The 13,731-nt window shown below is 69.1% G+C and carries 12 protein-coding genes and 1 pseudogene; 7 read left to right on the top strand and 6 right to left on the bottom strand.

Annotated features, from left to right (window positions below; all coding sequences use genetic code 11):
- Window position 1: 1 nt before the first annotated feature.
- Window positions 2-1,029 (bottom strand): annotated as a pseudogene (locus ACSFA7_RS03295) (LysR family transcriptional regulator).
- On the opposite strand from ACSFA7_RS03295, the gene ACSFA7_RS03300 reads away from it, so the two are divergent.
- Genes ACSFA7_RS03300 through ACSFA7_RS03315 form a run of 4 tightly spaced genes read left to right on the top strand, consistent with a single transcriptional unit; the run spans window position 1,028 to window position 5,394 of the window.
- Entirely contained in the window at window positions 1,028-1,483 is a 456-nt protein-coding gene (locus ACSFA7_RS03300) for a DoxX family protein (protein ID WP_435498056.1), read from the top strand. The pseudogene ACSFA7_RS03295 and the gene ACSFA7_RS03300 overlap by 2 nt on opposite strands.
- A 38-nt stretch (window positions 1,484-1,521) precedes the next feature.
- On the top strand, window positions 1,522-2,169 hold the full coding sequence (locus tag ACSFA7_RS03305) for a (2Fe-2S)-binding protein (RefSeq protein WP_435498057.1): 648 nt from the start codon (window positions 1,522-1,524) through the stop codon (window positions 2,167-2,169).
- The gene (locus ACSFA7_RS03310) at window positions 2,162-3,157 is read left to right on the top strand and encodes an FAD binding domain-containing protein (protein WP_435498058.1); all 996 of its coding nucleotides are present in this window, start codon (window positions 2,162-2,164) and stop codon (window positions 3,155-3,157) included. The genes ACSFA7_RS03305 and ACSFA7_RS03310 overlap by 8 nt, the downstream gene beginning before the upstream one ends.
- 2 nt (window positions 3,158-3,159) lie before the next feature.
- Complete coding sequence (locus tag ACSFA7_RS03315; protein ID WP_435498059.1) at window positions 3,160-5,394, top strand: xanthine dehydrogenase family protein molybdopterin-binding subunit; 2,235 nt, start codon at window positions 3,160-3,162, stop codon at window positions 5,392-5,394.
- A 6-nt stretch (window positions 5,395-5,400) separates the two neighbouring features.
- On the opposite strand, the gene ACSFA7_RS03320 is transcribed toward ACSFA7_RS03315, so the two are convergent.
- From ACSFA7_RS03320 to ACSFA7_RS03330, 3 genes are all read right to left on the bottom strand, one after another.
- The gene (locus ACSFA7_RS03320; protein ID WP_435498060.1) at window positions 5,401-5,760 is read right to left on the bottom strand and encodes a hypothetical protein; all 360 of its coding nucleotides are present in this window, start codon (window positions 5,758-5,760) and stop codon (window positions 5,401-5,403) included.
- A 105-nt stretch (window positions 5,761-5,865) separates the two neighbouring features.
- Window positions 5,866-7,275, bottom strand: coding sequence for a GTPase/DUF3482 domain-containing protein (locus ACSFA7_RS03325; protein WP_435498061.1), 1,410 nt, complete (start codon window positions 7,273-7,275; stop codon window positions 5,866-5,868).
- Complete coding sequence (locus tag ACSFA7_RS03330; RefSeq protein ID WP_435498062.1) at window positions 7,272-8,681, bottom strand: DUF2868 domain-containing protein; 1,410 nt, start codon at window positions 8,679-8,681, stop codon at window positions 7,272-7,274. The genes ACSFA7_RS03325 and ACSFA7_RS03330 overlap by 4 nt, the downstream gene beginning before the upstream one ends.
- Window positions 8,682-9,187: 506 nt before the next feature.
- Here ACSFA7_RS03330 and tssE point away from each other — a divergent pair.
- Window positions 9,188-9,688, top strand: a complete 501-nt coding sequence (gene tssE / locus ACSFA7_RS03335; protein ID WP_435498884.1) for a type VI secretion system baseplate subunit TssE — start codon at window positions 9,188-9,190, stop codon at window positions 9,686-9,688.
- 45 nt (window positions 9,689-9,733) lie between these two features.
- Window positions 9,734-11,614, top strand: a complete 1,881-nt coding sequence (gene tssF, locus ACSFA7_RS03340) for a type VI secretion system baseplate subunit TssF (protein WP_435498063.1) — start codon at window positions 9,734-9,736, stop codon at window positions 11,612-11,614.
- 4 nt (window positions 11,615-11,618) lie between these two features.
- Here the strand turns inward: tssF and ACSFA7_RS03345 are convergent, their stop codons facing one another.
- Window positions 11,619-12,200 (bottom strand): TetR/AcrR family transcriptional regulator, encoded by a 582-nt coding sequence (locus tag ACSFA7_RS03345; protein ID WP_435498064.1) that lies wholly within the window; start codon window positions 12,198-12,200, stop codon window positions 11,619-11,621.
- Window positions 12,201-12,292: 92 nt separating this feature from the next.
- Between ACSFA7_RS03345 and ACSFA7_RS03350 the strand changes: the two genes are divergently transcribed.
- On the top strand, window positions 12,293-12,721 hold the full coding sequence (locus ACSFA7_RS03350; protein ID WP_435498885.1) for a VOC family protein: 429 nt from the start codon (window positions 12,293-12,295) through the stop codon (window positions 12,719-12,721).
- A gap of 16 nt (window positions 12,722-12,737) precedes the next feature.
- On the opposite strand, the gene ACSFA7_RS03355 is transcribed toward ACSFA7_RS03350, so the two are convergent.
- Window positions 12,738-13,700 (bottom strand): GlxA family transcriptional regulator, encoded by a 963-nt coding sequence (locus ACSFA7_RS03355; protein WP_435498065.1) that lies wholly within the window; start codon window positions 13,698-13,700, stop codon window positions 12,738-12,740.
- Window positions 13,701-13,731 lie beyond the last annotated feature (31 nt).

The following is a 13,731-nucleotide window of genomic DNA, read 5'->3' on the forward strand; positions in this document are numbered from 1 at the left end:
GCTACTTGAGTGCCCCGAAGCGGTCCACGTACACCTGCGTCACCCAGTCGATGAACACCCGCACCCGCGGCGAGAGCTGCCGGTGGTGCGGATACAGCACCGAATGCGGCATCGGCGGGCAGGGCGCATGCGCGAGGATCTCCACCAGCGTGCCCTCGCGCAATTGCCGCTCGATGCCGTAGCGCGGCACCTGGAGATTCCGCAGCCCTGCTCGGCGCAGAGCTTGTAGCTGTCGGCGCTGTTGACGCTGATCCAGCCCTTGAGCGTGTGTTCCTCGACCTTGCCGTCGACCTCGAAGAGGTAGGGGAACACATCGGGCCGTGAGGCCGAGAAGAAATTGACGCCGATGTGCTGCGCGAGGTCGGCCGGCTGAAGCGGTGTGCCGTGCGCCGCGAGATAACCCGGGCTCGCGCAGGTGACCTGCGGCACCAGCGCAAGCCGGCGCGTGACCAGCGACGAATCGCGCGGCTCGCCGGCGCGCACTACGCAATCCACGCCTTCGCGCAGGAGATCGACCAGCCGGTCGCCGCTGCCCATTGCGAGTTCGATGTGCGGATAGCGCGCATGGAATTCGCCGATGCGCGGCAGCAGCAGGTCGTTGGCGGGCGCGCCGTGGATGTCGATGCGAAGCCGCCCGCGCGGGTTCACGGCCAGTTGCGCGAGCGAGGACTCCGCGTCTTCCAGGTCGCGCAGCAGATGGCGGCAGCGCTCGTAGAAGGCCTGGCCGTCGACCGTGGTGCGCACCTGCCGCGTGGTGCGTTCGAGCAGCCGCACCTGCAGCCGCGCTTCCAGCTCCTTGATGGCATGGGTGGCGGTGGCGCGGGGAATGTCGAGTGCGGTGGCAGCCTGCACGAAGCTGCCCAGCTCGACGATGCGGGTGAACAGCCGCATGGCATCGAAGCGGTCCATCTGGCGTCCGTCCTCGGTGTTGATTGTTGAGTTCTGTTGGATTGTATTGGCAGGATTTTGGTCTTTATTCAACCGTGAGGAATAGAGAGACTCGCCCCGAACAACCACGGAGCGACGCATGCCACTGATCTTTCCGCGCCTCAAAGGCCTCTACGACCGGCTCGAGCCCTTGAGCTACCTGCTGCTGCGCATCGCCTTCGGGCTGATGCTCATGACGCACGGCGTGCCCAAGCTGCTCGGCCGCAGCCACGGCAGCATGGCCGACCCGATGGCGGGCTCGGTCAACCTGATCGCCAACGTGCTGCACCTGCCGGCCGCGCCGCTGATCGGCTGGTTCATCGCGCTGCTCGAAGGCGTGGGCGGGCTGATGCTCGCGGTGGGCTTTCTCACGCGCCTGGTCGCGCCGATGGTGACGGTGCAGATGCTGGTCATCAGCTGGCTGCTGGCGCCGACCTTCCCCTGGATCGACCGCGGCTTCGAGTACCCGCTGATGCTGGTGTTCGTGGCGCTCTTCATCACCGCGCGTGGCAGCGGCCCGGGCTCGATCGATGCCTGGCGCGGCCGCGAGTTCTGACGTTGCCCCTCGATTCCCTCCCCACAAGAAAGCCCACGATGAACGACACCCCGACATTGCGCGCGGCGAACGGCAAGCCTGCCCTCAGCCGCCGCACCTTCATGATGACCACGGCGGCCGGCGCCGGCGTGGCCGCCACCCGCGGCGCGGTTGCCGCGGCACCTGGTGAAGCCCCCGCGAATCCGCACGCCGGCTCGCAGGCCACCCGCGTCACCGTCAACGGCAAGCCGTACGAACTGGCGCTGGAGCCGCGCGCCTCGCTGCTCGACGTGCTGCGGGAGCAACTGGGCCTCACCGGCGCCAAGAAGGGCTGCGACCACGGCCAGTGCGGCGCCTGCACGGTGCACGTCGACGGCCGCCGCGTGGCCTCCTGCCTCACGCTCGCGGTGAAGACCGACGGCTGCGCCGTCACCACCATCGAAGGCATCGAGTCGCCCGACGGCACGTTGCACCCGATGCAGCAATCCTTCATCGACCACGACGCGCTGCAGTGCGGCTACTGCACGCCGGGCCAGGTGATGGCGGCGATTGCCTGCGTGCGCGAAGGCCATGCCACCAGCGATGCGCAGATCCGCGAATACATGAGCGGCAACATCTGCCGATGCGGCGCCTATGCCGGCATCCTCGAAGCGATCCGCGAAGCCGCGCCGCAAATGCGTCGCAGCGAAGGAGCCCGCCATGCATGACTTCGCCTACCTGCGCCCCCGCAGCACCGGCGAGGCGGTGCAACTGCTGGTGCAGCACCAGCCCGGCGCGCGCTATTTCGCGGGCGGCACCACGCTGTTCGACCTGATGAAGCTCGGCGTGGAAGCGCCGGCCACGGTGATCGACATCACCCGCATCGAAGGGCTCGCCCGCATCGACGCGAGCGACCGCACGGAGCTGCGCATCGGCGCGCTCGCCGCGATGAGCGACGTGGCGGAGCACGCGGTGGTGCTGCGCGAATTCCCGGCGCTCTCCGAATCGCTCTGGAAAGCCGCCTCTCAGCAGTTGCGCAACATGGCCACCGTGGGCGGCAACCTGCTGCAGCGCACGCGCTGCGCGTACTTTCGCGGCAGCCCCGAGTTCGCCTGCAACAAGCGCGTGCCCGGCAGCGGCTGTGCGGCCATCGGCGGCGCGAACCGAGGGCATGCGGTGCTCGGCGGCAGCGAGGCCTGCGTGGCGATCTACCCCGGCGACATGGCGATCGCGCTCGCGGCCTTCGACGCGGTGGTCGACACCGTGAGCCCGCGCGGCGAGCGCTCGGTGGCGGTGCGCGAGCTGCACCGCGAACCCGGCGCGACACCGCACCTGGAGACGGTGCTGGCGGCCGACGAGTTGATCGTGCGCATCCGCATCCCGCGCGGGCCCGTCGGCCGCGCGTCGACGTACCACAAGATCCGCGATCGCGAGTCGTACGCCTTCGCGCTCGCCTCGGCGGCCGTGGCGGTGCACATCCGCGGCAACCGCGTGGCCGATGCGCGCATCGCGCTCGGCGGCGTGGCGACCCGGCCGTGGCGGGCGACGGAGGCCGAGCGCAGCCTGGTCGGCCTGCCGCTCACGCGCGCCGCCGCACGGCGCGCGGCCGAGCTGGCCTTCGCGGGCGCGAAACCGCTCGAACACAACGCGTTCAAGGTGGCGCTCGGCATCGAGACGGTGACCGACGCGCTCATGCTGGCCAAGGACAGGAGCTGAAGATGGCGAACCCCACGATCACGACGAAGAAGAACACACCCCGTGCAGGCGCAGAGCGCGTCGACGCGCACGACAAGGTGCGCGGCGCCACGCGCTACGCGGCCGACGACGCGCGCCCCGGCCTGCTGCACGCCGCGCTGGTGCCTTCGCGCATTGCGCGCGGCAGCATCACGCGCATCGACACGTCTGCGGCGCAGCGCGTGCGCGGCGTGCGCACGGTGCTCACGCACGAGAACGTCGGCAGCTTCGATACGGGCGGCTTCCTGATGGGCGGCGGCTTCGGCTTCCAGAGCTTCTACCCGCTGCGCTCGGCGCAGATCGCCTATCGCGGCCAGAGTGTCGCGATGGTGGTGGCCGACACGCTCGAAGCGGCGCGCGAGGCTGCCGCGCTGGTGGTGGTGACGTATGAGGCGACGCCGTTCGTCGCGACCCTCGACGCACCCGATGCCGAACCGCTCGCGCAAACAGCGGTGCTGCCGCAGCCCATGTTCGCCGACCGGCGCGTGGGCGATCCAGAAGGCGCGCTCGCGGGCGCGGCCGTGACGGTGGACCTGCGTTACACGCTGCCCGCCCAGCACCAGAACCCGATGGAGATCATCGCGACCGTGGCCGAGTGGAACGACGGTGTGCTCACCATCCGCGAGCCCACGCAGAATGCCGAGGGCGTGCGACACGGCCTCGCCAAGCAGCTCGGCATCGAGCCCGCGAAAGTGCGCGTGCTGTCGCCCACGCTGGGCGGCGGCTTCGGGCAGAAGAATTCGCTGCAGTCGCACACCGTGTTGGTGGCGATCGCCGCGCGTGCGCTGCAGCGGCCGGTGAAGCTGGTGATGACGCGCGCGCAGCTCTTCCACAACGCGAGCTTCCGCCCCGCGAGCCGGCACCGTGTGCAGCTCGGCGCGGACCGCGACGGTCGGCTCGTCGCGGCGGTCCACGAGATCGACCAGCAGACCTCGCGGCACGATCTGTTTCCCTCGTTCGGCACCGAGATCACCTCGCGGCTCTACGGCATCGGCAACTACCAGGGCCGCGAGCGGCTGGTGCGCACCGACGTGCAGACGCCGGGCTACATGCGTGCGCCGTTCGAGCACCCGGCCGCCTTCGCCTTCGAGAGCGCCGTCGACGAGATGGCCTATGCGCTCGGCCGCGACCCGGTGGCCTTCCGGCTCGCGAACGACGCCGCGGCCGATCCGCTCACCGGCAAGCCGTTCTCCTCGCGGCATGTGGCCGAGTGCCTGGTCAAGGGCAGCGAGACCTTCGGCTGGGCGCGCCGCACGATGGCGCCGGGCTCGATGCGCGCACCCGACGGCAGCCTGGTCGGTTGGGGCGTGGCCATCGGCACGTACAAGGCCGCAGTCGCCCCGGCCATCGCGACCGTGCGGCTGAACAGCAATGGCACGGTGCGCGTGGCGGTCGGCGGGCACGAGATGGGGCAGGGCATGCGCACGGCGATTGCCGTGACGGTGGCGCGGGCGCTCGGCGCACCGGTCGCGGCGATCGAGATCGCGCTGGGCGACACGCGCGCCGCACCCCAGCACCTGACGGCCGGTTCATGGGGCACCGCCACGGCGCTGCCGCCGGTGCTGGAGGCAGCGCAGCGGCTGATGGAAGACCTGCGCAAGAACGCGGGCAGCACGGCCAGCGAAAGCGGCGTGACCGCGCTCGCCTTGCTGCGCGCCTCGGGCCGGCCGTTCGCCGAAGCCGAGAGCCGCCGCCGCGCACCGGGCCAGCCCGAGCAGGTGTTCGGCCGCTTGACCGGCGGGCTGCCGGCCGCGGCGGGACCGGTGTACCCGGACTTCGTCGGATTCAGCTTCATCGCCCATTTCGTCGAGGTGCGCATCGAGCCGACCACGCGCCGCATCCGCGTGCCGCGCGTGGTGAGCGTGGCGGACTGCGGTGTCGTCGCGAGCCCGCGTACGGCGCGCAGCCAGGTCGAGGGCGGTGTGGTCTGGGGCATCGGCGCGGCGCTGCGCGAGGTGAGCGAGGTCGATCCGCGCTACGGCGGCTTCCTCAACGCCGACCTCGCGGAGTACGTGATGCCGGTGGCGGCGGATATCGGCCGCATCGAGGTCGATTTCGTCGGGAAGCCCGACACGCGGCTCAACGCGCTGGGCGTGAAGGGGCTCGGCGAAGTCGCGATGGTGGGCGTGGCGCCGGCCATCGTGAACGCGGTGTTCCACGCAACCGGCAAGCGGCTGCGGCGGCTGCCGCTGATGCTCGAAGACCTGCTGGACAGTTGAGCTTCTTCAGCGGTTGCTGCCGAACGCGTTGACGTGCACCTCGACGAGGTCCACGAACTCGGGCAGCTCCAGCAGGAACTCGGGGTCGCGCGCCAGCGGCGCCACGCGCAGCGGATCGCCGCGCGTGGCGTGCATCGCCTGCATCTCGTCGATCGAGCGCCAGAACGACACGGTGCGGAACTGCGCCACGTTGCCGTTCAGCTTGCGGAAATACTGCACGCCGAGGCAGTTGGGCTTCTTTGCGATTTCGGCGATGCCGTGCTCGACGCTGTAGCGCAGGTATTCGTCCGCTCGTGCGATGGGGGTGCGGCCTTCCCAGATGCGCCCGATCAACGGGGTGGACAGGAGCTTGCATTCGACGGCCATGAGGTCTCCTTTCGATGTGCCGGTGAACATCGTCGAAAAGCTGAACCGTTTGCAAGCGGCGGCGCGTAGGAGCCGGCCAACGCCGGCTGCAAGTCAAGCCCGGCGTCAGGCGTCGAATGCGGGCAGCAGCGTGTGCGAGAGGTCGGCAACCAGCGCTTCGCGCTGCGGCGAAGGGCGCCAGAAACTGCGGGTCACGATGCCGGTCGATTCCCACTCGGGGTGGTTGCGCGCGGCCTGCGCGCCGCGCACCGCAGCGGCTGCGGCGCGCGTGGGTGCATCGCCGTCCTTGGGTGTGTCGGCGGCGATGCGCTGCGTCGCCGCGTGGCCGCGCTGCTCCAGCGCCTGGGTGAGCTTGAGCTGCCAGGCAACCAGCGTGAAGAGCACGCCGTCTTCCACGGTGACCTCATGCACGTCGCGCAGCTTGTTGGCGAGCTTGCGGCCCAGCGGCCCCCAGCCCTGAGACACGGCGCCACCGATGGCGCCGCCCAATGCCGCGCCCGCGCCGAGCGAGATGCCCGCCACGGCGAGGTCGGCCACCACGCCCACGGCAGCGCCGATGACGGCGCCCTTGCCGAGACGCAGGCCCGCGTCCTTCATCGCTTCGGGGCTGAAGAAATCGAGCGTCCAGCGGCCTTCGACGATCGGTAGCGGCGCCTCGTCGGCATCGCCCTGGCGAAAGCCGTACAGCGCGAGCAGGTCGTCGGTGCAGCGCTGGGCCTTGTCGAACACGGTCTTGCGAAGGGCGGTGACGAGCGCTTCGCGCCGCGCCGGGTCGGCGAACTCGGTGGCCGACACGGTGCGGCGGATCGCGGCCGCATCGACCAGCAATCCGGCGATGCGCGTGCAGGCGGACTGGCGGCGCTGGGCGGCCTCGGTGTCGAGGAAATCGGCCACGCCCCGCAACTGGTCACGGCGCTCGCGCAGCAGCGTGGCGAGGTCGTTGTACAGGTCGTGCTCGGCGCCGACGAAAGGCGCGGCCGTATCGAAGCGCACCTGCACGTGCAGGCCGTAGGCCGAGAGCAGTTCTTTCCACGCGGGCTCGCGGCTGGCTGCATCGCGCACGAAGTTCAGCACCGGCAGCACAGGACGCGCGCACGAGTTGAGCAGCTCGATCTCGTCGCGGAACTTCGGCAGCACCGGCTCGCGCACGTCGATGACGAGAAAGGCCGCGTCGATATCGAGCATGGTGCGCAGCACCTTGGCCTCCTGCTCGAACACGCCGTGCGCCTCGGGCCCCTGCAGGAACTGGCGGATGCGCTCGGGCGGCGTGGCCCCCGCATCGAAGCCCGCGAGATGCTCGCGCAGCGCCACCGCGTCTTCCAGGCCCGGCGTGTCGAAGAAGCGCACGGCGGCCTCGCCGTTCACATCGAGGTCGACCGATTCGACATGGCGGGTGGTGCCAGGGCGCTGCGACACCTCGCCGAACCCGACGCGCCGCGTGAGCGTGCGCAGCAGCGAGGTCTTGCCCGCGTTGGTGTGGCCGACGACGGCGATGCGGATGGCTTCTTGCGTCATGGGGCGACCAGTCCTTGCAAGGCGGTGTCGAGACTGTTGCTGGCGGCGATGCGTTCGAGGCCCGTGTCGCGCAGCCAGTCGATCCAGCGGGACGCCATGCCGCCGGTCGCTTCGGCGAGCCACAGCCGGCATTCGCCGCAATGCGCGAGCACTTCGCGGAGAAACCGTTCGGTGCCGCGGTCGGGGCTCGATGCGGCGTGGCACACCAGCAGCACGGCGCGCGGGCGGGCCTGTGCCAACTGGTCAAGCAGTGAGCGGCGGGCGGGGGCGCTGCCGTCGATGCGCAGCACCTGTGCGGCATCGGCGGGCAGGCCGGCGGGCGGCCACGGCATGTCGGGCGGCAGCTCGAAGCCGATGACGAAGAGCGCGTCCTGCAGTTCGGAGGACGCCAGCCGGGCGGGCGTGGCGCCGCGTGTGCGACCCGGGTCCGCATCGACGATGGCGGCCGGCGCCAGCGCGGCGAAGCGCGTCAGCAGCTTGCGGTAGTAGGGCTCGCTCCAGTCGGGCTGCAGCGCCTTGCGGCGGGCACGCCAGATGGCGGCGCTCAGCAACACCAGCGCCAGGCGCGGCAGCAGTCCGTAGACGACGATGCAGCCGGTCAGCCACATCGCCCAGGTGCGCTGGCCTGCGGCGCCCGGGGTGGCCGAGAGAACCGTGGCCGCGTCCGGCACCGGAAAACCGAGCTGCGCCGGCGCCCAGCCCAGCACCTGCACCGCGCGCACGAAGAAAGCCGGATCGAGGATCGTCGTCTCCCAGCTCAGCGTGTAGCTGCGAAAGGCCAGCGCGAACAGCATCGCGGCCAACACCACGGCGAAGGACAGCGTCCAGATGCCATGGCTCACGAGTCCAAGGGCCCACGGGAGCAATCTGGCGCGGGTCAGCAGTCCGGTGGTCGCGCGCACCAGCAATGGCGCCTGACCGCGCTTGCCGCTCGCCACGCGCGCAGTGAGCGACATCCAGATCCAGCCGAGCGACGCGGTGCCGAACGACCCCGCCGGCAGCCACAGGCCGACCAGCCACAGCAGCAGCGTGAGCGCATGCAGGCCCAGCAGGCTCACGAGAGCGACGATCACGTTGATGTGCCGCTCGCTCCCGCCCACCACGTTGCCCGCAAGGCCCAGCCCCGCCACGACGATCAGCGCCACCAGCGCGAGCAGAACCCAGGGCGCCCATTGGCGGGCGCGTGTCAATTCAGATCGAAGCCCGATGCGTTCGCCGAGGTGAAGGGCGCGTTCGGTGATGCGGGCGTGGCCATCGTTCGCACGCGAGGCGGCAGTGCGCAGGGCCTGCGCGTCATCGAGCGGACCGGTCTCTTCGGTCCATCGGATCGCCTCGGTGATCACCGCATCCGGAAAGGCAGGTTCGCGCAACGCGGTGTCGGTCAACAGGGTCCCTTCGCTGGTCATGCCCTGCGGAGTGCCGGGGCGCCGGAATTATGCCCGGCGCCTTGCGAGCGCCCACGAGAAACGGGGCCGCGTGCGGCCCCGTTCTCGAAGGGATGTCGGGTTGAAAAGCGCGATGCGTTCTCAGCGCAGGCCGAAGAACGACAGCACGGCGACTACGACCACGACCAGACCGACGATATAGATGATGGAATTCACGCGAGGACTCCTCGTTGATTGGGATGAATCAAGGATGAGACTTCGGTGGCGTGGGTGATGTCGGCGAGGGGCGGCCAGTGCTGTAGGACTTGCGAAGCGCAGCAGCGCATGACAAATCCCCGCTTTGCGCGCCTTTGTCAGCGCACACCGCAGGATGTGACCATTGTTTGCAATGAGCCACCCGCATCCACGCAAGACTCTGGCCCTTCCAGAAAGGCCCAGCCATGCGACCTGCCGAGCAGTCTTCCTTCACCGGTGCCCACCTTGCGCACCCCGGCGCCCGTTCACTCCGTCCGGCCGATGCACCGGCCATGCATCCCAACGCGCAACTGCTCCCCACGCTGTTCGACCGCCTGCGCGACGAGGCCCCGAGCCGTACCAGCGAACTGGCCTCCGAGTACGCCGTGACGCCCGCGCAGATGCGCGGCATCGTGCAGCGCGACCTGGCCTACCTGCTCAACACCACCAATGCCGAAGACCTGATCGACCGCACGCGCCATGCGGATGCGGCGTCCTCGACGATCAACTTCGGCGTGCCGCCGCTGGCGGGCAGCTACCTGTCGGAGCGCCGGTGGGCCGACATCGAACGCATCATCCGCCGCGCCATCCAGGACTACGAGCCGCGGCTGATTCCCGAGACGGTGACGGTCGTGCCGCTGATGAAGGAGGGTGGCGCGGCCGGCGAATACAACGTGCTGCTGTTCGAGATTCGCGCACTGATCCATCTGCAGCCTTATCCGCTCGCCTTCACCGTGCAGAGCGCAGTCGATCTGGAGACCAACCGCATGCGCGTGATCTCTTCATCGCGCTGACCTTTCATCACGACAAACAACTTCACTCAGGGAAATCACATCGCCATGGACCCGCAACTTCTCGACTACTACAACAAGGAACTGGTCTACATGCGCGAGGCCGCGAGCGAGTTTGCCGCATCGCACCCGAAGATCGCGCGGCGCCTCGGCATGCACGGCATCGAGGTGGCCGACCCGTATGTGGAGCGGCTCATCGAATCGTTCAGCTTTCTCTCGGCGCGCATGCAGATCAAGCTGGACGCGGAGTTTCCGCGCTTCACCCAGCGGCTGCTCGAAGTGCTGTACCCCAACTACCTGAGCCCCACGCCGTCGATGGCGGTGGCGCAGTTGCATCCGAGCGTGAAAGAGGGCGATTTCACCCGCGGCTTCGTGGTGCCGCGTGGCACGGCCTTCCATGCCCGGGTGCCGGCGGGCGAGGAAACGCCGTGCGAGTTCCGCTCGAGCCAGGACGTGACGCTGTGGCCCATCGAGATCGTCGATGCGAAGCTCACCGGCGCGCCCCCCGACATTCCTGCGCTGGAACGCTACCTGCCGCCGCATGTGCAGGTGTCAGGCGCGCTGCGGCTGCGGCTGCGCACCGTGGGCGAAATGGGCTTCGGCGCGCTGGTCGGGCTCGACCGGCTGCCCATCTACCTGCGCGGCAACGAGCATGTGGCCTCGCATCTCTTCGAGCTGCTGCACACCTCGGCGGTTGCCACCTTCGTCGGCGAGCCGGGCAAGCTGATGGAGCGGCCGCACGTCGTGACCGATGGGGCGCTGGTGCATGAAGGACTGGCGCCGGGGCAGGGGCTGTTGCCGCTGGCATGGAACACCTTCCATGGCCACAACCTGCTGCACGAATACTTCGCGTGCCCCGAGCGCTTCTATTTCTTCACGCTGACCCAACTGGCGCCGGGGCTGGCACGGGCGCAGGGCAGGGAGGTCGAGGTCGTCGTGCTGTTGAGCAAGCCGCCGGGGGCGCTGGGTTCGCTGGTCGATGCGGCGCAGTTCGCGCTGTTCAGCACGCCGGTGGTCAACCTGTTCGAGCGGCGCACCGACCGCGTCGAGCTCAACGCGGCGCAGCCCGAGTTCCACCTGGTGCCCGACCGCTCGCGCCCGCTCGACCTCGAGGTCTATTCAGTCCAGCGCATCGCGGGCCAGCAGGCGCAGACCACGGCCGAGCTGGAGTTCCGTCCGCTCTACCAGACGCTCAATGAAGACGAGGGGAACTACTGCCGTTACTTCTCGGTGCGCCGCGAGCCGCGGCTGGTGTCCAACACCGCGCGCAAGTACGGCACGCGCACACCGTACATCGGGACCGAGGTGTTTCTCTCGCTGGTCGACCAGCACGAGGCGCCGTATCCGGAGAGCCTGCGCTACCTGTCGGTGAAGGCGATGCTCACGAACCGCGACCTGCCATGCCTGGTGCCGCGAAACGGACACGCCGATCTCGCGGTGTCCGACTCGATCCCTGTGTCGGCGGTGGGATTGATCCGGCCACCGAGCACGCCCAAGTCGCCATTCGCGCAACGTGAAATTGCATGGCGGCTGATCCGCCAACTGGGCTTCAACCACCTGCCGTTGGCCGACATGCCGCACCGCGAGGGCGCGCAGGCATTGCGCGACATGCTGCGGCTGTTCGTGTCGGCCGACAGCGACGTGCTGCGCCGGCAGATCGACAGCCTCGTGGGCTCGCGCATCGAGCCCGTGACGCGGCGCCTGCCGGGCTCGGGGCCGTTGATCTATGGGCGCGGCGTGCAGTGCACCCTGAGCGTGGATGAAGAAGGCTTCTCCGGCACGAGCCCGTATCTGCTGGGCCTGGTGCTGGAGCACTACCTCGCGCGGCACGTGAGCATCAACGTGTTCACGCAGACGACGCTCGAATCGATGCAGCGTGGCACGGTCGCCAGGTGGCCCGTCCGCATGGGCGGGCGCGGGATCGTCTGAGGCCCTAGCGTTTCCTGACGGGGCCCAGCGCCTGCTCGACCAGCCAGTGCATGGCGGCGCGAACTTCCTTGGCGTCGGCGCCCGCATCGATTTCCAGCGCGGCGCGGTCGAAGGCGGCCGACAGCAGTTGCGACAGCGCATCGACCGAGACTTCGCCGCGCCCCATGCCGGCGCGTTTCAGGCCCGCGCGCAGCGACTGCGCCGCATTGGCATCGTCGATTGCCATGGCCTCCGCCATGCCCAGCACGGCCGGGCCGTCGACCAGCAAGAGCCGCGTGCGGCCGGGCACGGTCATGGCGTTCAGGTAAGCCTCGCTGCCCTGGAGCAGCGCCTCGCGCGGGCCCAGTTGCTCAGGCGTGGCGGCTTCGATGTCGGCTGCGACCGCCATGGCCTCGCGCGCCAGCACCTGCCGGAACAGGTCGCGCTTGTCCGCGAAGTGGTGGTACAGCGCGCCGCGCGTGATGCCCGCGGCCAGCGCGATTTCGGGAGTGGAGGTGTCGCCGTAGCCCTTGCTGACGAAAAGCGCGCGGGCGGCTTCGATCAGCGCGAGCTGGGTGCTTTCGGTGCGTTCGCGGTTGGTGGCCATGGAAGGTAATTTACATGCAGGCTGTCTGTAGGTTAGTATTTAATGTACGTACAGTCTGTATGTTTTATGAAAGGACCTGTCCCATGCTTCCCATGAAAGTCACGAGCTACTACCCCGTCGTCATGACCGGGGACGTGGCGGGCACCGCCGCTTTCTACCAATCGCACTTCGGTTTCGTGCCGCTTTTCACCAGCGACTGGTACGTGCACCTGCAGCTGGAGGGCGAGCCTTCGGTGAACCTCGCCGTGCTCGACGGCCGCCACGAGACCATTCCCGCACCGGCGCGCGGCCAGGTGGTGGGCGGGCTGCTGCTGAACTTCGAGGTGGACGACCCCGACGCCGTTCACGACCGGCTGAAGGCGGCGGGCCTGCCGATCCTCCTGCCGCTGCGTGACGAGGCTTTCGGCCAGCGCCACTTCATCACGCGCGACCCGAACGGGGTGCTGATCGACATCATCAAGCCGATCCCGCCGAGCGGGGAGTTCGTCGCGCAGTACGAGGCCGGCGCGCTGCCGACCTGATGCGCTGACACGGCTGCTATCTCATCTCCGCGCGAAGCTCCCGCACGCCGCGCCCGAGCTTGCGGCGCAAGAGGTTCCTCAGGGTCGAGGCATCGGCGTAGCCGACCTCCGCGGCGATCCCCTCGAGGTCGCCGCCGGATGACACGAGCCGCTTGGCGTGTTCGATCCGCAGGTCCTGGAAGAAAGCGAGGGGCGACTTGCCCAGCACCGATTCCATCCGGCGCTGCAAGGTGCGCGGGTGAACGTGCAATGCATCCGCGGAAGCCTGCAGCGAGAACCCTTGCGCCAGATGTTCTCGCGACCAGCGCTCGAACCTTGCAATCAACGGATCGGCGTGAGCCACGAAGTCCGGAATGATGTACTGCGCCTGCGACGAGCGGCTGTCCACGAGCATCAGCCGCGCCACGCGTGCCGCCAGCTCGGGGCTGGCTTGGCGGACCAGCCAGAGCGCCAGGTCGAGGTGGCCCATCATCGCGCCCGCCGTCACCACCCCGCGCGATGTGATGACCATGCGCGAATCGTCCAGCTTCACCGCCGGGTAGCGATGGCGAAAGAGCGGCGCGAGCGACCATGTCGTGGTCGCCTCGCCGTGGTCCAGCAGTCCCGCGTCGGCGAGCAGGAAGGTGCCGATGCAGGCGGCCGCGATGCCGATGCCCTCCGCATGCCAGGCGCGAAGATGCTCCTTGGCTTCGCGTACATCGCGCCGCTCCAGCGCCTCGACAAGACTCGCGGGCTGCTTGGCGTTCAAGGCCGGCACCACCACCCAATCGGGCCGCCCGAGCGTGCTCGCCGGCTCGACCGCCGTGGTGAAGCCCATGGCCGTGCGAATGCGCCTTCTGACGCCGACGAGCCGCACGTCGAACTGCGGGGATGCCGCCCCCTGGAGCATGGCCAGTTCGTTGGCCGTGGCAAAGGTGTCCAGCAAGGCGGTGATGCCGGTGTCGAACGCGCCGTCGAGGGCAAGGATGCAAAGCTTCATGTCGTGAATCGCATCAAAGATGTCGTTTGCG

Origin of the sequence: Variovorax trehalosi (assembly GCF_051216415.1) — a bacterium.
GTDB lineage: Bacteria > Pseudomonadota > Gammaproteobacteria > Burkholderiales > Burkholderiaceae_C > Variovorax.